The organism is Acinetobacter sp. ACNIH1 (assembly GCF_002934695.1).
GTDB classification, from domain to species: domain Bacteria; phylum Pseudomonadota; class Gammaproteobacteria; order Pseudomonadales; family Moraxellaceae; genus Acinetobacter; species Acinetobacter variabilis.
The window spans coordinates 2,981,133-3,003,922 of sequence record NZ_CP026420.1; the positions used below are offsets into that span (position 1 = coordinate 2,981,133).

At 44.2% G+C, this 22,790-nt stretch carries 14 protein-coding genes, 2 tRNA genes and 3 rRNA genes; 14 read left to right on the top strand and 5 right to left on the bottom strand.

The annotated features are described in order from the left end of the window. The first annotated feature begins 544 nt into the window (after positions 1-544). The 9 genes from C3F22_RS14560 (at position 545) to C3F22_RS14600 (ending at position 10,585) form a co-directional block, all read left to right on the top strand. Positions 545-2,082: ribosomal RNA gene (locus C3F22_RS14560) — 16S ribosomal RNA — on the top strand. A 61-nt stretch (positions 2,083-2,143) separates the two neighbouring features. Beyond that, positions 2,144-2,220 (top strand) — tRNA-Ile (locus C3F22_RS14565). A gap of 45 nt (positions 2,221-2,265) precedes the next feature. Continuing rightward, positions 2,266-2,341, top strand: a tRNA-Ala gene (locus C3F22_RS14570). Positions 2,342-2,745: 404 nt separating this feature from the next. Then, positions 2,746-5,637: ribosomal RNA gene (locus tag C3F22_RS14575) — 23S ribosomal RNA — on the top strand. Positions 5,638-5,867: 230 nt separating this feature from the next. Continuing rightward, a 5S ribosomal RNA gene (gene rrf, locus C3F22_RS14580) occupies positions 5,868-5,982 on the top strand. The 16S, 23S and 5S rRNA genes sit together here with 2 tRNA genes alongside, the layout of an rRNA operon. A gap of 328 nt (positions 5,983-6,310) precedes the next feature. Beyond that, a complete protein-coding gene (locus C3F22_RS14585) occupies positions 6,311-7,675 on the top strand; it encodes an MFS transporter (protein WP_104426813.1) in 1,365 nt (454 codons plus the stop codon). A gap of 366 nt (positions 7,676-8,041) precedes the next feature. Continuing rightward, complete coding sequence (locus C3F22_RS14590) at positions 8,042-9,391, top strand: aromatic acid/H+ symport family MFS transporter (protein ID WP_104426814.1); 1,350 nt, start codon at positions 8,042-8,044, stop codon at positions 9,389-9,391. A 42-nt stretch (positions 9,392-9,433) separates the two neighbouring features. Next, positions 9,434-10,252, top strand: coding sequence for a hypothetical protein (locus C3F22_RS14595; protein WP_228203553.1), 819 nt, complete (start codon positions 9,434-9,436; stop codon positions 10,250-10,252). Between the two features lie 9 nt (positions 10,253-10,261). After that, entirely contained in the window at positions 10,262-10,585 is a 324-nt protein-coding gene (locus C3F22_RS14600; RefSeq protein WP_104426815.1) for an ankyrin repeat domain-containing protein, read from the top strand. Positions 10,586-10,644: 59 nt separating this feature from the next. Here the strand turns inward: C3F22_RS14600 and C3F22_RS14605 are convergent, their stop codons facing one another. From C3F22_RS14605 to C3F22_RS14615, 3 genes are all read right to left on the bottom strand, one after another. Further along, positions 10,645-11,196 carry a type 1 glutamine amidotransferase domain-containing protein gene (locus C3F22_RS14605; protein WP_004780385.1) on the bottom strand — a complete coding sequence of 184 codons (552 nt, stop codon included), beginning with the start codon at positions 11,194-11,196 and terminating at the stop codon, positions 10,645-10,647. A gap of 147 nt (positions 11,197-11,343) precedes the next feature. Further along, a protein-coding gene (locus tag C3F22_RS14610) for an IS3 family transposase (RefSeq protein ID WP_104426777.1) occupies positions 11,344-12,566 on the bottom strand; the annotation gives its coding sequence in 2 pieces (ribosomal slippage) (positions 11,344-12,230 and positions 12,230-12,566; 1,224 coding nt in all). A gap of 294 nt (positions 12,567-12,860) precedes the next feature. Further along, positions 12,861-13,553, bottom strand: a complete 693-nt coding sequence (locus C3F22_RS14615; RefSeq protein ID WP_104426816.1) for a TIGR04219 family outer membrane beta-barrel protein — start codon at positions 13,551-13,553, stop codon at positions 12,861-12,863. A 130-nt stretch (positions 13,554-13,683) separates the two neighbouring features. On the opposite strand from C3F22_RS14615, the gene C3F22_RS14620 reads away from it, so the two are divergent. The 4 genes from C3F22_RS14620 to zupT all read left to right on the top strand — a co-directional run bounded on the left by C3F22_RS14620 (position 13,684) and on the right by zupT (position 18,221). Then, complete coding sequence (locus C3F22_RS14620; RefSeq protein WP_104426817.1) at positions 13,684-15,132, top strand: aldehyde dehydrogenase family protein; 1,449 nt, start codon at positions 13,684-13,686, stop codon at positions 15,130-15,132. A gap of 593 nt (positions 15,133-15,725) precedes the next feature. After that, on the top strand, positions 15,726-17,201 hold the full coding sequence (locus C3F22_RS14625; RefSeq protein ID WP_104426818.1) for a sodium-dependent transporter: 1,476 nt from the start codon (positions 15,726-15,728) through the stop codon (positions 17,199-17,201). 10 nt (positions 17,202-17,211) lie between these two features. After that, entirely contained in the window at positions 17,212-17,322 is a 111-nt protein-coding gene (locus C3F22_RS14630; protein ID WP_004780392.1) for a methionine/alanine import family NSS transporter small subunit, read from the top strand. Between the two features lie 83 nt (positions 17,323-17,405). Further along, complete coding sequence (gene zupT, locus C3F22_RS14635) at positions 17,406-18,221, top strand: zinc transporter ZupT (RefSeq protein WP_104426819.1); 816 nt, start codon at positions 17,406-17,408, stop codon at positions 18,219-18,221. Positions 18,222-18,283: 62 nt separating this feature from the next. On the opposite strand, the gene rsmB is transcribed toward zupT, so the two are convergent. Continuing rightward, a complete protein-coding gene (gene rsmB, locus C3F22_RS14640) occupies positions 18,284-19,588 on the bottom strand; it encodes a 16S rRNA (cytosine(967)-C(5))-methyltransferase RsmB (protein ID WP_104426820.1) in 1,305 nt (434 codons plus the stop codon). Next, complete coding sequence (fmt, locus tag C3F22_RS14645; protein WP_104426821.1) at positions 19,585-20,547, bottom strand: methionyl-tRNA formyltransferase; 963 nt, start codon at positions 20,545-20,547, stop codon at positions 19,585-19,587. The genes rsmB and fmt overlap by 4 nt, the downstream gene beginning before the upstream one ends. Positions 20,548-20,954: 407 nt before the next feature. On the opposite strand from fmt, the gene ilvD reads away from it, so the two are divergent. Then, positions 20,955-22,784, top strand: a complete 1,830-nt coding sequence (ilvD, locus tag C3F22_RS14650) for a dihydroxy-acid dehydratase (protein ID WP_104426822.1) — start codon at positions 20,955-20,957, stop codon at positions 22,782-22,784. Positions 22,785-22,790: the final 6 nt, after the last annotated feature.

Below are 22,790 nucleotides of genomic sequence, written 5' to 3' on the forward strand. Positions count from 1 at the left end.
TGTAACCTGATATAAGAGAGTTTCGGAAAATTCTGGATACAGCCCTTAAATTGTACGGTCTTATTTAAAAATCACAGTTTTTTGATAGTTATCAGGTCTTAATAAATTTTACTGTTTTAAATTGAATTGCAATGAATACGGCTTTTATTGAAGAAAAATGCTCAAAATTTAGATAAAAAAGCGATTTTTTAACGAAATTCGTAGAAAAAAGATACATACGTGAAAAATATAGTGAATTGGGGGTTGCAATGATTCTGAAATCCTCTAGAATGCACCCATACCGACGAGATAGACGGAAACGAACGAAGCAGATTGCTGAGTTGTTAAGTTTATCGGAGTCCAGCTTCTGGCATTGACGAGATGTTAGAAAGATCATTAAGAGATTATGAAGAACAACTTGTGTGGATTTTTACTGGTTGATTGATCGAAATTATTTTCATTGATTGATTGGTTTGAATTACTCGAAGTTTATTTGAGCGAAATTTAAGTCAGGAAATTGATGAGCCAAGTTTAAGAGTTTTACTTATAAAACTCGAAATGATTTTAACTGAAGAGTTTGATCATGGCTCAGATTGAACGCTGGCGGCAGGCTTAACACATGCAAGTCGAGCGGGGATAGGGTGCTTGCACCTGATTCCTAGCGGCGGACGGGTGAGTAATGCTTAGGAATCTGCCTATTAGTGGGGGACAACGTTCCGAAAGGGACGCTAATACCGCATACGTCCTACGGGAGAAAGCAGGGGATCTTCGGACCTTGCGCTAATAGATGAGCCTAAGTCGGATTAGCTAGTTGGTGGGGTAAAGGCCTACCAAGGCGACGATCTGTAGCGGGTCTGAGAGGATGATCCGCCACACTGGGACTGAGACACGGCCCAGACTCCTACGGGAGGCAGCAGTGGGGAATATTGGACAATGGGGGGAACCCTGATCCAGCCATGCCGCGTGTGTGAAGAAGGCCTTTTGGTTGTAAAGCACTTTAAGCGAGGAGGAGGCTTACCTGGTTAATACCTGGGATAAGTGGACGTTACTCGCAGAATAAGCACCGGCTAACTCTGTGCCAGCAGCCGCGGTAATACAGAGGGTGCAAGCGTTAATCGGATTTACTGGGCGTAAAGCGCGCGTAGGTGGCTAATTAAGTCAAATGTGAAATCCCCGAGCTTAACTTGGGAATTGCATTCGATACTGGTTAGCTAGAGTATGGGAGAGGATGGTAGAATTCCAGGTGTAGCGGTGAAATGCGTAGAGATCTGGAGGAATACCGATGGCGAAGGCAGCCATCTGGCCTAATACTGACACTGAGGTGCGAAAGCATGGGGAGCAAACAGGATTAGATACCCTGGTAGTCCATGCCGTAAACGATGTCTACTAGCCGTTGGGGCCCTTGAGGCTTTAGTGGCGCAGCTAACGCGATAAGTAGACCGCCTGGGGAGTACGGTCGCAAGACTAAAACTCAAATGAATTGACGGGGGCCCGCACAAGCGGTGGAGCATGTGGTTTAATTCGATGCAACGCGAAGAACCTTACCTGGCCTTGACATACAGAGAACTTTCCAGAGATGGATTGGTGCCTTCGGGAACTCTGATACAGGTGCTGCATGGCTGTCGTCAGCTCGTGTCGTGAGATGTTGGGTTAAGTCCCGCAACGAGCGCAACCCTTTTCCTTATTTGCCAGCACTTCGGGTGGGAACTTTAAGGATACTGCCAGTGACAAACTGGAGGAAGGCGGGGACGACGTCAAGTCATCATGGCCCTTACGGCCAGGGCTACACACGTGCTACAATGGTCGGTACAAAGGGTTGCTACTGCGCGAGCAGATGCTAATCTCAAAAAGCCGATCGTAGTCCGGATCGCAGTCTGCAACTCGACTGCGTGAAGTCGGAATCGCTAGTAATCGCGGATCAGAATGCCGCGGTGAATACGTTCCCGGGCCTTGTACACACCGCCCGTCACACCATGGGAGTTTGTTGCACCAGAAGTAGGTAGTCTAACCTTAGGGAGGACGCTTACCACGGTGTGGCCGATGACTGGGGTGAAGTCGTAACAAGGTAGCCGTAGGGGAACCTGCGGCTGGATCACCTCCTTAACGAAAGATTGACGATTGGTAAGAATCCACAACAAGTTGTTCTTCATGACGATGTATCTGAGGGTCTGTAGCTCAGTTGGTTAGAGCACACGCTTGATAAGCGTGGGGTCACAAGTTCAAGTCTTGTCAGACCCACCATCTGCCAGAAAACAGAAAATCAGAACATTGACTTATTGATAAGCTGGGGACTTAGCTTAGTTGGTAGAGCGCCTGCTTTGCACGCAGGAGGTCAGGAGTTCGACTCTCCTAGTCTCCACCACTCATTGCGATGCAATGAGTTAAACATTAAGCAAACGGTTTGATAGCTTATAGAGCTTAGTAAGAAAGCGGCGTATAATACGCGGCATTGTTATTAATCTCTGTGATTTATCACAGTAATGCAGTCCGACGAGGATGCATTAAATCATTAACAGAATATATTTGAGTTGAAATAATTTGTTCATACTCATGAAAGAGCGGAAACGAAAGATCGCAAGATTGATTGTTGAAGTGATTGAATGAGAACTAGCGAAATTAACTGAATCAAGCGTTTTGGTATATGAATCTAATTGAAGCTGTACGGTAGTTAAATCTACGAGACACCAACTGTATGAGAGTGATGAGTAATCATCATAATCTGTTGCTTATCTTACTTGTGGGATAAACGACTGTTTGGGGTTGTATAGTCAAGTAATTAAGTGCATGTGGTGGATGCCTTGGCAGTCAGAGGCGAAGAAAGACGTGATAGCCTGCGAAAAGCTCCGGGGAGGCGGCAAATATCCTGTGATCCGGAGATGTCTGAATGGGGGAACCCACCGGCTATAAGGTCGGTATCATAAACTGAATACATAGGTTTATGAGGCGAACGCGGAGAAGTGAAACATCTCAGTATCCGTAGGAAAAGAAATCAATTGAGATTCCCTCAGTAGCGGCGAGCGAAAGGGGAACAGCCCATTAAGTCATATCAGTTTTAGTGGAATGCTCTGGGAAGTGCAACCATAGTGGGTGATAGTCCTGTACACGAAAGGGCTGATATGATGATGTCGAGTAGGGCGAGGCACGTGAAACCTTGTCTGAATATAGGGGGACCATCCTCTAAGGCTAAATACTCCTGACTGACCGATAGTGAACCAGTACCGTGAGGGAAAGGCGAAAAGAACCCCTGTGAGGGGAGTGAAATAGATCCTGAAACCGCATGCATACAAGCAGTGGGAGCCACTTTGTGTGGTGACTGCGTACCTTTTGTATAATGGGTCAGCGACTTATATTCAGTAGCGAGGTTAACCGCATAGGGGAGCCGTAGAGAAATCGAGTCTTAATAGGGCGTATAGTTGCTGGGTATAGACCCGAAACCGGGTGATCTATCCATGAGCAGGTTGAAGGTTGGGTAACACTAACTGGAGGACCGAACCCACTGTCGTTGAAAAGCCAGGGGATGACTTGTGGATAGGGGTGAAAGGCTAATCAAACTCGGTGATAGCTGGTTCTCCCCGAAAGCTATTTAGGTAGCGCCTCGGACGAATACCATTGGGGGTAGAGCACTGTTTCGGCTAGGGGGTCATCCCGACTTACCAAACCGATGCAAACTCCGAATACCAATGAGTACTATCCGGGAGACAGACTGCGGGTGCTAACGTCCGTAGTCAAGAGGAAAACAATCCAGACCGCCAGCTAAGGTCCCTAAATCATAGTTAAGTGGGAAACGATGTGGGAAGGCATAGACAGCTAGGAGGTTGGCTTAGAAGCAGCCACCCTTTAAAGAAAGCGTAATAGCTCACTAGTCGAGTCGGCCTGCGCGGAAGATGTAACGGGGCTAAAACTATGTACCGAAGCTGCGGATTTGCAATTTATTGCAAGTGGTAGGGGAGCGTTCTGTAAGCCGATGAAGGTGGATTGAGAAGTCTGCTGGAGGTATCAGAAGTGCGAATGCTGACGTGAGTAACGACAAAACGGGTGAAAAACCCGTTCGCTGAAAGACCAAGGGTTCCAGTCCAACGTTAATCGGGGCTGGGTGAGTCGACCCCTAAGGCGAGGCCGAGAGGCGTAGTCGATGGGAAATTGGTTAATATTCCAATACTTCAGTGTAATGCGATGAGAGGACGGAGAAGGTTAAGTCAGCCTGGCGTTGGTTGTCCAGGTGGAAGACAGTAGGCATGCATCTTAGGCAAATCCGGGGTGCTCTATGCTGAGAGTTGATAGCAAGCCAGTTTACTGGTGAAGTGGCTGATACCATACTTCCAGGAAAAGTCTCTAAGCTTCAGTTACACTGGAATCGTACCCGAAACCGACACAGGTGGTCAGGTCGAGTAGACCAAAGCGCTTGAGAGAACTCTGCTGAAGGAACTAGGCAAAATGGTACCGTAACTTCGGGAGAAGGTACGCTGCCGGCGGTGATAGGACTTGCTCCTTGAGCTGTTGGCAGCCTCAGAAACCAGGCCGCTGCAACTGTTTATTAAAAACATAGCACTCTGCAAACACGAAAGTGGACGTATAGGGTGTGATGCCTGCCCGGTGCTGGAAGGTTAATTGATGGGGTTAGCGTAAGCGAAGCTCTTGATCGAAGCCCCAGTAAACGGCGGCCGTAACTATAACGGTCCTAAGGTAGCGAAATTCCTTGTCGGGTAAGTTCCGACCTGCACGAATGGCATAATGATGGCGGCGCTGTCTCCAGCAGAGGCTCAGTGAAATCGAATTCGCCGTGAAGATGCGGTGTACCCGCGGCTAGACGGAAAGACCCCGTGAACCTTTACTGCAGCTTGACATTGAACTTTGATCTTACTTGTGTAGGATAGGTGGGAGGCTTTGAAGTGGTGACGCTAGTTGCCATGGAGCCGTCCTTGAAATACCACCCTGGTAATATTGAGGTTCTAACTCTGCTCCCTGATCGGGAGCGAGGACCATGTCTGGTGGGTAGTTTGACTGGGGCGGTCTCCTCCTAAAGAGTAACGGAGGAGTACGAAGGTGCGCTCAGCGTGGTCGGAAATCACGCGTAGAGTATAAAGGCAAAAGCGCGCTTAACTGCGAGACCCACAAGTCGAGCAGGTACGAAAGTAGGTCTTAGTGATCCGGTGGTTCTGTATGGAAGGGCCATCGCTCAACGGATAAAAGGTACTCTGGGGATAACAGGCTGATACCGCCCAAGAGTTCATATCGACGGCGGTGTTTGGCACCTCGATGTCGGCTCATCTCATCCTGGGGCTGAAGCAGGTCCCAAGGGTATGGCTGTTCGCCATTTAAAGAGGTACGCGAGCTGGGTTTAGAACGTCGTGAGACAGTTCGGTCCCTATCTACCGTGGGCGCTGGAAATTTGAGAGGATCTGCTCCTAGTACGAGAGGACCAGAGTGGACGAACCTCTGGTGTACCGGTTGTGACGCCAGTCGCATCGCCGGGTAGCTATGTTCGGAAGGGATAACCGCTGAAAGCATCTAAGCGGGAAGCCTACCTCAAGATAAGATTTCCCCGAGACTTTATGTCTCCTAAAGAGCCGTTGAAGACTACGACGTTGATAGGTTGGATGTGGAAGCATAGCGATATGTGAAGCTGACCAATACTAATTGCTCGTGAGGCTTGACTATACAACACCCAAGCAGTTGTATATAAAGCGTCAATTGATTTCATATTGATCTAACGATCAGACGAAGCCTTGATTTAGTTAAGCTAATCGAACAAATGAGAGTATAATTAAGCACTGCTTAGTTCTACTCGCAAGAACTCAGATATTCTGTTAATAACTCATTTGGAAAAAGCATTGGCATACACTGAAAAGTGAGACATAAGACCAAAGCAAGTATCCATAAACAGTTGTGCTGGCGACCATAGCAAGAGTGAACCACCTGATCCCTTCCCGAACTCAGAAGTGAAACCTCTTAGCGCTGATGGTAGTGTGGGGTCTCCCATGTGAGAGTAAGTCATCGCCAGCTCATTATTCCAAAAGCCCTCTGCTAGCGCAGGGGGCTTTTTTTATGCGTGAGATTTCTAGGAAAAGAAGTAAATAACCTCCTAATTGTGCCTAGATAATAAAAATATAAATAACGTGAAAAGTATAATTAATCAACTTCGTCTTATTTTTTATTGGTCTGTCTAAAAAATATTCAATCTACAACTTTAGCCTAAATTTTATTAAAAAAATCTAACTTGGTAAGTTTTGCAGTAGACAAGGTTTAAAGAATCATCCATTTTATATACAAAAGTGAATGAACGTTCATTTTTTCATAGAATAAAAAAGCTCACAATTGGAGGTGAGGAAAAATGACAGCAACAACAGTGAATGTGAATGCTGTAGTGGATGAAGCAAAGTTTAAACCTTTTCATTTAAAGATCGTACTTTGGTGCGTATTTGTCGTTATTTTTGACGGTTATGATCTGGCAATCAACGGTGTTGCTTTACCCCTACTGATGCAAGAATGGAGTATGACGGCAGTTCAGGCCGGAATGCTTGCAAGTACCGCTCTGGCAGGCATGATGTTTGGTGCCATGCTCTTCGGTATGCTGGCAGATAAAATTGGACGAAAAAATGTCATCCTGATTTGTGTGACCTTATTCAGTGGATTTACGTTCTGGGGCGGTTTTGCCTCTGGTCCGACTGAATTTGGCATCCTGCGTTTTATTGCCGGCTTAGGTATTGGTGGTGTTTTACCGAATCTGGTCGCATTAACTTCTGAATATGCGCCACAAAAAATGCGCAGTACCTTAGTCACTACCATGTTTAGTGGTTATGCAGTTGGCGGGATTATGGCGGCGTTATTAGGTGCCTGGTTTACCCCAAGTTTTGGGTGGGAAATCATGTTCTATATCGCAGGTATTCCATTATTGATGCTGCCTATCCTGTATTTATATTTACCGGAATCTCTAACTTTCCTGGTAAAAAAACAGCAAAATGCAAAGGCCAGCGAAATTGTTCAGCAGATCAGTCCTGAGCAAAATGTCACTGCAAGTACCCAGTTTGTACTGAATGAAGTGCATGCGCCGGATGCTTCCATTGCTGCTTTATTTAAGCAGGGTCGTAGCATGAGTACCTTATTATTCTGGTGCTGCTTCTTTATGTGTCTGCTTATGGTCTACGCATTGGGTAGCTGGTTACCAAAACTGATGATGGCAGCGGGTTATTCTCTGGGTAACAGTTTAATGTTCCTGATGGCGATGAATATTGGTGCAGTGGTTGGAACCATTGGTGGTGGTATTCTGGCGGATCGTTTCCATCTGAAACCGGTCATTATTGGCATGTTCCTGTTGGGTGCAGTTTCATTAGTTGGATTAGGCTTTAACTCTCCACAGGCTGTGATCTATCTGTTAGTCGCTGCTGCAGGTGCTTCGGCAATTGGTAGCAGTATTCTGCTCTATAGTTTCGTGGCTCAGTACTATCCATTGGCAATCCGCTCTACTGGTATTGGTTGTGCGTCCGCAGTCGGTCGGGTAGGGGCAATCGTTGGTCCAATTATTATTGGATTCTTGTTGGGTATGGAGCTGCCACATAAAATGAACTTCCTGGCAGTTGCGATTCCAGCCATTATTGGTGCGATTTCAGTGGCTATGATTGTACGTAAAGATCTGAATGCAGAACGGAATGCTGAGACCTTACTGGCGAAACAGAAGCTGAATTCTATTAAAACCTAGTCACTTTTTGCCAATCAACTTGCTATAAATCTAAATTGAGTCAAAAGATCCCTTTCATAAGAAAGGGATTTTTTGTTTAAAGTATAGAAATCATTCATAAAAAATCGAATAAATCAAAAAATCATTGGTCTATAGACTATTTATATAGGCATTTTAATGAGAATGATAAATGTCTAAATATTCAATTATTTAGCTTTATAAAAATGTGATAAGTCACACAAATAGCCTCTATTTTATGGCCGAAATTGCTCCATCATTTGGTCTTATTGTGTGCTAAATCTCACTTGCGTATATTGCTAAAACTTGAATATTCCCCCGGATATTCAAAAGGATTTTATGGACAAGTACTCATGGGAGATGAGAACGATGACAACGGAAACAGTAGATATAAATTCTGTAGTCGATAATGCGAAATTTACGCCTTTTCACTTCAATGTAGTTGCTTGGTGTTTACTCATTATCTTGTTTGACGGCTACGATTTAGCAATCAATGGTGTTGTTTTACCTTTATTAATGCAGGACTGGGGCCTAAGTGCCGTTCAAGCGGGAATGCTTGCCAGTACTGCGCTTGCCGGCATGATGTTTGGCGCGATGATCTTTGGTTCTCTGGCAGATAAAATTGGCCGTAAAAAAGTCATCATGATCTGTATCGTCTTATTCAGTGGCCTGACCTTTGCCGGCGGTTTTGCTTCAAATCCGACTGAGTTCGGTATTTTACGCTTCCTTGCCGGTCTGGGTATTGGTGGTGTAATGCCAAACCTGGTGGCACTGACCTCTGAATATGCACCACAAAAAATGCGTAGTACCTTAGTGACCACCATGTTTAGTGGTTATGCGGTAGGTGGTGTGATGGCTGCCTTATTGGGTTCATGGTTTACCCCAAGTTTTGGTTGGCAAATCATGTTCTTTATCGCAGGTATTCCATTATTTTTATTGCCTGTGATCTGGAAATTCCTGCCGAAATCTTTAGCTTTTATCGTCAAAGACAACAAACAGGAAAAAGCACGTCAAATTGTACGTCGTTTGGCTCCAAATCTAAGTGTTACAGAAACTACTACATTTAAACTGCCACAGGAAAATGTACCTGAAGCAGCAAACGTGGTGAGCCTGTTCCGTCGTGGTCGTGCAGTAAATACGTTATTGTTCTGGGTTGCTTTCTTTACTTGCCTACTAACCATGTATGCACTAAGCAGCTGGTTACCGAAGCTGATGATGGCAGCAGGTTACTCAATGGATAACAGCCTGATGTTCATGATGGCGATGAACGTGGGTGCAGTAGTTGGTATTGTCGGTGGTGGTATTTTGGCTGACCGTTTCCACTTGAAACCGGTATTGATGTTCCTCGGTATGATGGGTGCGATTGTGATGAGCTCGATGGGCTTTGCATCTAACCAGTTCCTGCTTTACATCCTGGTGTTCCTGGCTGGTGCAGCATCAATCGGTTCGCAAATGTTGCTATACAGCTATGTTGCACAGTTCTACCCGTTGGCAGTTCGTTCAACAGGTATTGGCTGGTCATCTGCAATTGGTCGTATGGGCGCGATTGTTGGCCCGATCCTGATCGGTGGCTTACTGGGTATGAATCTGCCTGCACACTTTAACTTTATGGCAGTCGGTTTACCGGTACTGATTACAGCGATTGCGGTTGCTCTGATCATGCATGATGATGAATCTGAAAAGATTGGTTCAGCAGATACCGTTCCTGCAAAAGCTTAAAACTTAAGTCTGAAATAAGAAGCCTCTAAAAGGAGGCTTTTTTTGTTCACATCTATAGTATTATGTCTAAAATTTAATCAAAAAATACTATTTATGTTTAATTCAAATTTAACTTCGAATGATACTCAGATAGAGACTAATAAACTTATCTTGGAATTAAAAAGAGTAATAGAAAAAGAATTCAATGCTAGTGATTGGAGTGAAATTGCTCTTTTAGTTAATGCGGATCAAATAGTCCATAATCATCCTAGGCTGCTAAGAAGTTTGAGTTTTGGGGATGATGATTATGGTGCTAATATTATTGATGTTTTAAGGGCAATTAGTTTAAAAAACCCTCATTACTTACAAACAATTAAAGACTATCTAGATCACAAATACCATGATGAAAATACTCTATATGTATCGCATCAAGTAGCTACAAATAAAATTACATTTTCTCCTTCAGTATTTAATGTACCCAGTGTAGATTTAGAAAATGATTTAATAGCTGTAATGATGCCTTTTTCAGGTTTTGATGGTGTCTATTCTTCTATTAAAGAGGCTGCTAAAGGATCCAATTTTAGATGTTTAAGAGCGGATGATATTTGGGATAACAGTACGATCATTCAGGATATATTTGATTTAATATTTAGGGCTCGAGTAGTAATTGTCGATTTCAGTGGTAAAAATCCAAATGTCATGTATGAAACAGGAATTGCACATACTTTAGGTAAACTAGTTATTCCAATTGCTCAAAGTGTAAGTGATATTCCATCTGATATGATTCATCATAGATCTCTAATCTATTTAAAGAATGGGGAAGGGTTAAAAAATTTAGAAAGTGAACTGTGTAAAAAGCTAACTCAACTAAATTACCATTAGGAAATGACTATGGAATTCAATTCTATCTCCCCAATCCCTGAAAATGACGACGAACTGCATCTTCCTGAACTGGTATACTGGGCCTCGATCGGTGATGTTGAACAGGTTGAGAACGGCATACAAGAAGGTCTGGACGTCAATTCTGCCGATGAAGAAGGCTATAGCGCTTTGCAAGCCGCGGCTGAAAACGATCATCTGGAAGTAGTTAAACTCTTGGTTAGCAAAGGCGCAGATGTCGATCATCGCAGTACCTATACCGCTTTAGAACTGGCAGAAATGGCCGGTAATAAAGATGTAGTGGCTTATCTAAAAAGCCTGAAAGGCGGCATTTAAATAAAATAAGATCAAGAAAATAAAAAAGCCTCCAGATGGAGGCTTTTTATAGTGTGAACTTAGGCAGCATCGCCTTCCAGCTCTTTTAAGATGGCGTCATTGAAAGCAGGAATGTCATCCGGATTACGTGAAGTAATCAGTACCCAGTCGCCAGTATTGCAACGGTGAACTTGTTCATCGACCCATTTACCACCGGCATTTTCCAGATCCAGTTTGAGGCTCTTGTACGAAGTCAGGTTTTTATCCTTAATTCGCTGTGCATCAATCAGAACCCATGGCGCATGACAGATTGCGGCAATTGGTTTTTGCTGATCAGCAAAATGCTGCACGATTTTCTGGGCAGATTCATTAATTCTTAAAGTATCTGCATTCACAGTGCCACCAGGAACAACCAAGAGATCATAATCATCCAGTGTGACATGATCAAAACTGGTATCAGGCGTATATGAGGTAGCAGCTTTAGTATCGCCTTTTACAGTCGCCACCTCTTCATTTTTTTCTGCCGCATGAATCACTTCAAATCCTTTGGATTTTAGAAAATTTAGAGGCTCGACCAGTTCATCATGTTCAACGCCTTGGTTTGAAGTAATAAAGAGGACCTTTTTTACCATGATTGCTGTTCCCAAAAAATGTGAGGATTTTCAGATTAACAACAAAGCGATTCTTACAATGTTGGATTTTTAGCTCGGAACTGTTAAACAATGCTAAGAATTTGTCTTGTCCTGAAATAGATTGACAGTATTCCACTTCAAACCGAGTTAAGCAATTAGCTCGGTTTTAGTTTGCTCATACGTCTGATTCGGGGTGTTCATATTTAAACTTAAATGTGGTCTATAGCAATTATAAATCATGATAGATTCCGCAATTAAGTGATCTAACTCTTTCATGGTTTGACATCGTGTAATTAAAAACTCCTGCTTTAATATTCCATTAATCCGCTCTGCTAATGCATTCTGGTAACAGTCTCCTCCATCTGTCATAGAAGGACATACCCCATAATGGCGTAATGCCGATTGATATAGTTCAGAGCAATACTGAGAGCCTCTGTCTGAATGATGAATCATCCTTGTCGCTCGATCCGTCACATGCTGCATCGCCATATGTAGAGCCTGCACAACATTCTCCGCACGCATATCATTCGATAACTTATAACCTTTAATCTGACGGGTATAAGCATCTGTCACTAAGGATAAATAATGTACGCCTTCAGCACTCTCAACATAAGTAATATCACTAACAAAGACTTCGTTGGCTTGCACTGCTGAATAATCCTTTAATAAATTTGGATGCTTCTTCATCCAATGCTTGCTATCCGTAGTTTTTGTATAGCGACGCTTGGGGCGAATCAATAAATTATGCTCTTTCAATATTTTAAATAACTGATCCCGTCCACACTTTAAACCACGCTGCAACAATTTGCCTTTAATAAGCCAATACAGCTTACGTGTTCCGATACTTGGCATGAGACAACGATATTCCATAACCAACTCAAGTATTTGTTCAGTTGCTTGTGCAGCCATTTGAGCACGTTTTTCTGCTTGATAATAAGCTTGTCGGGTGATTCCCAACCACTGACAATAACGTGAAACGCTTAGTCTTCTTTGGCTTTGCCAATCTTTGAAACGTGCTCGGTATACTTTTTTCCAAGATCAGTCCCACATTCTTTATCAATGTGATAAATCACATCCTGAATAAATTCAGTTTTAAGCTTTTCTGCGGCTAACTGCTTTTCTAATTGGCGGATTCGTTGTTGGGGGGTTAATTGGCGTTTAGAAGAAGTCGGCATATTCGAAGTCCAGTCCTGTTGTCCGTGCTTGCGTAACCATACCAGCACAGTTGATCTTCCTTGAATACCATATTTTGCCTGAGCTTGTTTATAAGTAATTTGCCCTTTTTCTACTTCATGTACAACCATCATTTTAAAGGCGAAGCTATAATCACGTTGTGTGCGTTTAACTCGTTGTTCTTGTGCATGTTCCATAAAATAAGTCTCTTAAGGTGTAAACTTATTTCAGGACGGGACAATTTATAGATAAAAAAAGCCCCAACATCCTGTTGGGGCTTTTTTCGTATCTCGTGTCTAGGTATAACTCCTGTCGTACCTCACGTCCTGGTGCACTACTTTATTCTTCTTGTTCTTAGGTATTTGAGCTTCCTGCTCTGTATGTTTGTAGAATAGTCTGAACCTGAAAGTTGGCATAGACGTCGATGACATCTATCTTTATACGTCTGGGCTTACAGGGTGAAGACCAATTTTCATAAGTCATTATATTCCTTAGAAGTGTATATCTAAGCCGATATAAGGACCTTTAAATTCCAGTTCCAAATCTGGCGCATTATTTTGTTCGGCATCAATATTCATGATGCGATAGCCGACTTTAGCCCCTACATCGACCAGCAGGTTATCAATAAAGTCATATTGCAGTTCAGCCTGAACATCAGTCTTTTTAATATCGCTACCATGACTGTAAACCGCTTCAGCTTTAGCACTCATGTCAGTAAATGGCAGTTTTACCCCAGCTGTAGCATAGAGTAATGGACTGTATTCATCTAGATCGTACTGAGTCAGGGCACCTGCATTCAGGTTTCTGACTGTACCATCCAGATTGGTCAGACCAGCACCGATATCAGCATGCACAATGGTATCTAGCAGTTCGTAATACAGAATATAGTCGATATTATTGAGTTCGATATCAGCCGCATTCAGCGGGGTAATTTGTTCGCTATTATTGTCCAGACTCACATATTTGATTTTGGCATTTGGCAGTAGTGGTACTGGATGTTCAAATGCAACCGACAGTTGTGCCGTGCCTTGGCGATCCAGGTCCTGTTTGCTGGTATTGGCAGATTGGCTATAACCGTCAAAATTCCAGTAGCTGGCATCTGCTTTAAGACCAATCACATCGGCATGGCCTATGCTGCTCAGTCCTAATCCTAGTAATAATGCAGTGAATAATTGTGTACGCATTTCTAATTTTCCTTACGCTTTCTTTAAATTGAGCGATTTTGTTACCTAAATACATCTTCTTAAACGTAATCAGTAAGTGCATGATATAGGTAATTTCTAAAATGTATATGCTAATGTGAAGGGCAGAATAATGGGATCGACAGCAGCACAACATCATCAAGACTATCCATTATATGTGGCAGGACAGCCGGTACAAACGGGTGAATGGTTGGAGGTCAAACATAAATATAGTCAGGAGCTTTATGCACGTGTCGCGCTGGCAGATGCTGAAACTTTAGAAAAGGCAATTCAGTCTGCGACTCAGGCAGAAGCAGAAATGGCAGCATTGGAACCTTTCCAGAAACAGAAAATTCTGTTGCATTGTGTGAAGCGGTTTAATGAAATCCGTGAAGAACTGACTGAAATCCTGATTGCCGAAGGTGGCAAACCACGTAAAGCAGCTGGCGCAGAAGTAGAACGTCTGATCAATACTTTCCAGATTGCGGCAGATGCGGTCACCCAAATGGATCAGGGGCGTATTTTACCTCTGGCAGTCACCGCCGCAGCTTCCGGTTATCAGGGCATGGTGAAACAGGTACCGATTGGCGCTGTTTCCCTGATTAGTCCATTTAACTTTCCATTGAATCTGACCGCACATAAAATTGCGCCGGCAATTGCTGCAGGTTGTCCATTCGTGTTGAAACCGGCGAGTCTGACTCCAGTTTCAGCCTTAAAAATTGCCGAGATTCTGGCAGAAACTGATTTACCGAAGAATGCATTCTCAGTTCTGCCGTGTCCACGCGATCTTGCAGATGTACTGGTTACAGATGACCGTTTTAAATTGCTAAGCTTTACCGGTTCCGATGTCGTGGGCTGGGATATGAAAGCCCGTGCCGGCCGCAAAAAAGTTACTCTGGAACTCGGTGGCAATGCCGCAGTGATGATTGAGCCAGATACTGAACTCAGTGAACAGCTGATTGACCGTCTGATTGGTGGCGCTTATGGTCATGCAGGGCAGGTGTGTATCAGTGTGCAACGTATTCTGGTGCATCAGGATATTTTTGAAGAACTGAAAGACAAGCTGGTTCAGAAACTGCAACATCTGAAAGCCGGTGATCCGGATCTGGAAACAACTTTGTTAGGGCCAATGATCAAGGAAGCTGAAGCTAAACGTTTGCATCGCTGGATGGAAGATGCCGTAGCGCAAGGTGCTAATGTACTGACTGGTGGTGAAGTGAAGGGTGCGATGTTTGAACCGATCCTGTTGGAAAAGGTAGACCATCAACTGGAAATTTACCGTAATGAAGTGTTTGGTCCGGTCGCCATTATTGAAGCTTATAGCGATTTTGAATCAGGGATTGCCTGTATTAATAGTAGTCGCTTTGGTCTGCAAGCCGGCATCTATACCCAGAATCTGCAGAAGATGATGTATGCCTGGGAGCATCTGCATGTCGGCGGTGTGATTATCAATGATATTCCGTCATTCCGTGTTGATAATATGCCTTATGGCGGTGTCAAGGATTCCGGTCTGGGCCGTGAAGGCATTCAGTCTGCGATTCGTGACATGCAGGAAGAACGTATGCTTGTCATCAAATGTTAAGCTGACCGAATCAATCAGTACTATTCCACAATCGGCATAAGGCAGGTCGGTTGTGGAATTTTGCTTTTTATTGCTTAAAAAGGTAGCAGGCTAGGTAGAAAAGATAAGCTGAATAAACTAAGACACAGCTCTGTTTTTATTCAGAAGAAAATGAACGAAGAAGATTTAAAAACACTTTTTCAATCTCTATTTAATACTTGATAAATTAAGAGCGAAAAATAGCTTGAAAACTGTAGTAAAACTTAAAAACAATATATTCCAAAAAGTTTATATACATATAACCAATAAAATCAAGGGCTCAGCGTAGAATTATTGAGCATTTGATAAGAATAGATTATAAAAAAAGAATGTTTTAAGCAGAAATTACAGAAAAAAATTGAAAAAGTCAGTATTGTTGAACCATCTACAAGGTCGGCTTTCTACTCAGACTTTAAGCAAGCTGTCCGGCTAGCTGACCTGTTTGTATATTAGAATTCGATGCCCAAAAGGTATAACTCTAATTCAAACACCCGAAATAATTGAAATGCTTCTTCAGTGCTCGCGACATAACCATAACAAGCAGTATTGAATGAAGTTTAAAGTTTAGGTGTTCTATGACAGATACTCGAGAGAATTGGTCGGCACGATCAGGATTTATTATTGCAGCCATTGGCTCTGCCGTTGGTTTGGGGAATATTTGGCGCTTTCCATACGTTGCCTATGAAAACGGCGGCGGGGCATTCCTGATTCCTTATCTGATTGCGATTTTTGCAGCAGGTTTACCTCTATTATTTTTAGATTATGCAGTCGGACATAAGTTCCGCAACGCACCACCGATGGCCTATAAAAAACTCATGAATGCAGAATCTCTGGGTTGGTGGCAGGTCATGGTGACCCTGATCATCGGGATTTATTATGCCAGCGTCCTGTCTTGGGCCGGCAGCTATATGATTTATTCCTTTGGGCAGCAATGGGGCACAGATACTCAAGCCTTTTTCTTCAATAGCTACCTGCAAAATGGTGAGGGCCTAACCTTCGGTTTCGTCCCTGTACTGTTCTTTGGTCTGGTGATCGTTTGGGCAGCCGTGATGCTGATTCTTTACGGTGGGGTACGCCGTGGGGTGGAACTGGCGAATAAAATCTTTATGCCTTTGCTGGTAATTTTATTCACGATTCTGGTGATTCAGGCGGTACGTTTACCGGGTGCAGTCGATGGCTTAAATGCCTTCTTTACCCCAAACTGGGAAGCCATGACCAATTATAAAGTCTGGCTGGCTGCTTTTGGTCACATCTTCTTCTCACTCTCAGTGGGCTTCGGGATTATGTTGACTTATGCCTCTTACCTGAAACGTAAAACAAACCTGACCGGTTCAGGTGTCGTGGTGGCATTAGCTAACTCGTCGTTTGAAATCCTGGCAGGTATTGGGGTTTTTGCAGCACTTGGTTTTATGGCGTTCAGTTCAGGTGCGAAAGTTGAAGATGTGGTATCTGGTGGTATCGGTCTGGCCTTTATTGCCTTCCCGAAAATCATTTCCAGTTTAGGTGCAGGTGGTGACCTGTTCGGCTTCCTATTCTTTGCGTCATTAACAGTGGCGGGTATTACCTCCATGGTCAGTATCCTGCAGGTGCCGATTGCGGCATTCCAGGACAAGCTGGGCTGGTCAAAGAACAAGTCAGTGACGATTATTGCGGGTGGTTCAGCAGTTGTATCCACCTTGATGTTCTCGACTCATAGTGCCATTACCTTTGTCGATATCATTGACTACTTCGCTAACAACATTGGTATTGTGGGTGGTGGACTGTTCTCGATTATTTTATTGTCCTGGTTCCGTCGTCCATTGATGAAACAGCTGGAAACACATGTGAACGAGTTTGCCAGCGTGAAACTTGGTGCCAGCTGGAAGTTCATGCTGACAGTGATCACGCCTTTATCATTATTGCTGGCATTGGGTTTAACCCTGAAATCAATCATGGCAGAAGGCTATGGTGGTTATCCCGCAAGTACGCTATGGACGATTGGTGGGGGCACGATTGCATTCTTTATTCTGGGCGCCATTCTGTTCAGTCTAGTGAAAGACCGTCATAGTTAGGAGAACCAATATGAATACATCTGCATTGATTATGATGATTTTCTCCATGGTTTTATTATGGGGTGGTCTGGCACTGGCTGTCATGCATCTGGCAAAAAATCCAGAAGAACCAGAAGACTAAAAATCTTCACATAAACACATTGTTGCTGTAAATGAAAGTCATTATCATCTTTGGTGATAATGACTTTTTTAATGGGCAGACTTATGGGAATTGCTCCCGTTACCGATGCACAAGTCTATACCGCTTTTGCAGTGACATTTTTGGCAGGTCTGGCTACCCTCGTGGGTGGGGGATTGGTGCTGTTCTTGAAAAAACCGAATTACCGGGTTTTAGCCTTCGGACTGGCCTTTGCTGCGGGAGCAATGATCTATGTCTCGCTCACAGAAATTTTAAATAAATCTATTAGTTCTTTTAGCCTGGCTTTTGATGAAAAATCCGGTTTTGCTTATGGTACTTTTGCCTTTTTATTGGGTGTGGTACTGGTCTTATTGCTGGATCGATTCGTTCCTAATCCGCATGAAACCATTGAGGCACAATCGAAACAGGATCTGAGTCAGCCGCAATTACTAAGAACAGGACTACTGACGTTATTTGCGATTAGTGCACATAACCTGCCAGAAGGATTGGCGACTTTTTTTGCGACGCTGGAAAGTCCTGCACTGGGTGCACCATTGGCGGTTGCCATTGCGATTCATAATGTGCCTGAAGGTGTTGCGATTGCATTACCGGTCTATGGTGCAACAGGCCGTAAAGACTATGCACTTGTGGCCAGTCTGGTTTCAGGCTTTGCTGAACCTCTGGGCGCTGCGCTGGGTTATTTCATTCTGGCGCCGTATATGAGTCATACCATTTATGGCATGGTGTTTGGGATTATCGGTGGGGTGATGGTTTATCTGGCACTAGATGAACTCTTACCGACTGCAAAACGTTTTTCTAAAGGTCATGAAACCGTTTATGGTCTGGTCAGTGGGATGGCGGCGTTGGCGACCAGTCTAGTGATTTTTAAATTTGTACAATAAGAATTTCAAATCAAAACAATAAAAAAGGCAGCCGAAGCTACCCTCTCTTTTAACAATATTATTTAAGCAGTTTTTTCAATCCGGCAATAGAAGAAGCCATCGCCTTGACCGGTTTTAGGTAAAAGCTGACGGCCATGGATCTGTTCAATACCCCAATCGGCTTCAATTTTGATTTCCTTAGCATCTACATGCTTGCTAAAGAATTCGACCATTTGCTGTTCATTTTCCGCTTTAAGAATTGAACAAGTGATATAGAGCAGGGTGCCGCCGACTTTGAGTTGCTGCCACATATTTTCCAGAATCTGCTTTTGCAGCTCTACTGTCTGGGTAATATCTGTTGAATGACGCAGTAAACGGATATCTGGATGGCGACGCATTACACCGATGGCTGAACAAGGCGCATCCAGTACGATACAGTCCGGCTGTTCCGGTGCCTGCCAGGTAATGGCATCTGCGGCTTTAATTTCAACGTGTTCGCCTTCTAATAACAGACGTTCTAGATTCTCAGTGACACGCGTTAAACGCTTGGCATCCTGATCAAGAGCGATCAGTTTACGCGGCTGATATTTTTCTAGAATATGCGCCGTTTTACCACCCGGTGCTGCACAGGCATCAATAACATACTTGTCATCCAGATCTGGCAACAAGGTAGCGCAAAGCTGGGCATGTTCATCCTGTACCGAAAAACCACCGACATCAAAGCCGGGTAAGTCAGGTACTTGTATATTGGCATCCAGGACAATTCCGGCCTTGGAAACAGCACAGGCATGGGCAGGAATTTCGTGCTCTTCCAGAATTTCCAGATAGTCTTCGCGGCTAACCTGACGTTCATTTACGCGCAAGGTCAGTGGAGCAATCTGCTTTAACTCATGCCTCAGTTCAGTAAGTTGCTCTGGCCAGTCTTTTTTCAGACGTTTAAAGAGCCAGCTTGGCAGGCCATGAGCTTGATCCAATGCTGCCTGAAATTCAGATGTTTCACGTGAAACACGGCGCAGGATGGCATTGACTACGCCACTTAAAGCCTGATAACCAAGTTGCTTTACTGCAGTCACGGTTTCAGAAATGGCAGCATGCGGTGCAATCCGGGTTTCCAGTAACTGGTATAGGCCGACATAGAGACAGGTTTCAACCGTGTCATTATTTAAAGGTTTGACCAGCAGAGGCAAGGTAATACTTTTAAGTGCATACCATTGACGCAAAGTACCCAATACCAGTTCATGGAACAGGGCACGGTCACGGTCAGCCACTTTCTTTAAATGTAGCGGCAAAATGCTAGCCAGAGATTGTCCTTGCTGTACAGCAAGTAAGGTACGAATCACTTGGGCACGCAAGTTAAGGTGAGATGTGCCTGATTCAGAATGACTCATGCCAATAATTGTCCTACATGTAATTTTTGGGTCTGGTTAATTTGTACCGGATTGAGCGGTTTACCGCCCGGCCATTGCAGTGAAGTGAGACACACTGCTTTTTCATCACCACAGGCTACATGCACACCCTGTTTATCAATCGCCAGAATCGTACCAGCGGCATGACAGTGCGCATTTTTTTCTGAAAGTATCGAACCCCAAACCCGCAGGTTGTTATTTTCATCCAGAGGAATAAAAGCGACTGGCCAAGGATTAAAGGCACGGATATTACGGTCAATATTAGAGGCAGTACAGCTCCAGTCAATTCGGGCTTCTGCCTTAGACAGCTTATGAGCATAGACGGTAAGTTCTTCGTCCTGCACTTCCCGGGCAGCTAAATACTGTTGTAATTTTTCTTCAGATTCCAGTACCGCTACAATTGCTTCAGCACCTTGAGCAGCTAGTTTATCATGCAGGCTGGCTGAGGTATCTTCTGCAGTAATTGGACATAAGGTTTTATACATCATGTCACCAGTATCCAGCCCGGCAGCCATTTTCATGATGGTCACGCCAGTTTCGTGATCACCTGTTGCAATTGCACGTTGGATCGGCGCAGCACCACGCCAGCGTGGCAGCAGTGAACCATGAATATTCAGGCAACCATATTTAGGCGTATCCAGAACCACTTGCGGCAAAATTAGACCATAGGCAGCTACGACCATCACATCAGCATTCAAGGCTTTTAGCTCAGCCTGAGCTGCCAGACCTTCTTCAGTTGAAGACTTAAAATGAAGTGGCTGATATACCGGAATGTCATGTTCAAGCGCCAGCTGTTTTACAGCAGAAGCGGTAAGTTTCTGACCACGACCAGCCTTACGGTCCGGCTGAGTATAGACCGCCACAATTTCATGATCGGTTTTGAGAAGCGCAGCCAATGCAGTTGCTGCAAATTCTGGTGTGCCTGCAAATATGATTTTCACACATGAAATTCCAAATAAACTTGGCAGCTATTATAAGCTAAAAGCCAAATGGCCGCCTAATCTACAATGCACTTAACTGTTACAGCGATTATAGATTCCCACTTTTAATTAAATTTTATATAAAAAAAACTCATGCAAATTCTAAAAATTATTCATGAAAGTTTTGTATTGTCCGATCCATGATGGCGGTATAGTAGCTTTATTAAGAGATTTTTATTGTCAGCTCACCGAGACCTCTCTATAGACATTTTTGTCTGCATCTACAACGAATAGGTCATCTTGTAAAACAATGGCTTGTAGTATGATAGGTCTAACATTCGACTGATTTAAGCTCATTGTCAGTATGATCTAGCCAGAGTGAACCTTTTTCGGTTCATTTCAAGCTCAAACTTTGTTGGAAATATAAAATGCCTGACTATCGTTCAAAAACATCGACACACGGAAGAAACATGGCGGGTGCGCGTGGCTTATGGCGCGCAACTGGGATGAAGGATGAAGACTTCGGTAAACCGATTATTGCAGTGGTGAACTCATTCACTCAGTTTGTACCGGGTCATGTTCACCTTAAAGATCTAGGCCAGCTCGTGGCACGTCAGATTGAACAGGCAGGCGGTGTAGCAAAAGAATTCAATACCATTGCTGTTGATGACGGCATCGCGATGGGTCATGACGGTATGTTGTATTCACTGCCTTCACGCGACCTGATTGCTGACTCGGTGGAATATATGGTCAGCGCACACTGTGCCGATGCCATGGTGTGTATCTCGAACTGTGACAAGATCACTCCGGGGATGTTGATGGCAGCAATGCGTCTGAACATTCCAGTGGTGTTCGTGTCTGGCGGTCCGATGGAAGCCGGTAAAGTAAAAATCCGTGGTAATGACAAAGCGATCGACCTGATCGATGCGATGATCGTCGCTGCAGATGATAACTATACTGACGAAGAAGTTGCAGAATACGAACGTTCTGCATGTCCAACCTGTGGTTCATGTTCAGGTATGTTCACTGCGAACTCAATGAACTGCTTGACTGAAGCCTTAGGTCTGTCACTTCCAGGTAACGGTTCAACTTTGGCAACTCATGCGAACCGTAAAAAACTGTTCGAACGTGCAGGTTCTCTCATTGTTGAACTGGCAAAACGCCATTATGAACAGGACGATTACAGCGTATTGCCACGTTCAATGGTGACCAAAGCATCGTACGAAAATGCCATGACTTTAGATATCGCAATGGGGGGGTCAACCAATACTGTTCTGCACTTATTAGCTGCTGCAAACGAAGCTGGTGTAGACTTTACGATGGATGATATCGACCGTCTGTCTCGTAAAGTACCAGTGCTGTGTAAGGTTGCTCCTGCGAAGAATGACGTGCACATGGAAGATGTGCACCGTGCCGGCGGGATCATGTCGATTCTCGGTGAACTGGATCGTGCAGGCCTGTTAGATACCTCTGTCGGTACGGTTCACGAAGCAACATTAAAAGATGCTTTAGATAAATGGGACATCATCCGTACTGAAGATGAAGAAGTGTATAAATTCTTTAAATCAGCACCGGGCGGTGTACCAACTCAAACTGCATTCTCACAAGACCGTTACTACTCACGTCTGGATGGCGACCGTGAAAATGGTGTGATCCGTAATGCAGAACATGCTTTCTCTAAAGACGGTGGTCTGGCTGTACTTTATGGCAACATCGCGCTGGATGGCTGTATCGTAAAAACTGCTGGTGTAGATGAATCAATCCTGAAATTTAACGGGGCTGCACGTGTATTTGAAAGCCAGGATTCTGCGGTAGATGCGATTCTGGGTGGCAAAATCACAGCAGGTGATGTAGTTGTGATTCGTTACGAAGGTCCACGTGGTGGCCCTGGTATGCAGGAAATGCTGTACCCAACCAGCTACCTGAAATCTAAAGGTCTTGGTAAAGAGTGCGCACTTCTGACTGACGGCCGTTTCTCTGGTGGTTCTTCAGGTCTGTCGATTGGTCACGTTTCTCCGGAAGCGGCTGAAGGTGGTGCAATTGGTCTGGTTGAAGATGGCGACCGTATCGAAATCGATATTCCAAACCGTACCATTCACCTGGCTGTGGATGATGCGACTATGGCCGCTCGTCGTGCTGCTCAAGATGAAAAAGGATGGCATCCAGTGGAAGACCGTCCACGTAAGATTTCTAAAGCTTTGAAAGCCTATGCAATGCATACCACAAGTGCGGCAAAAGGCGCGGTACGTGAAATCTAAGCTGTA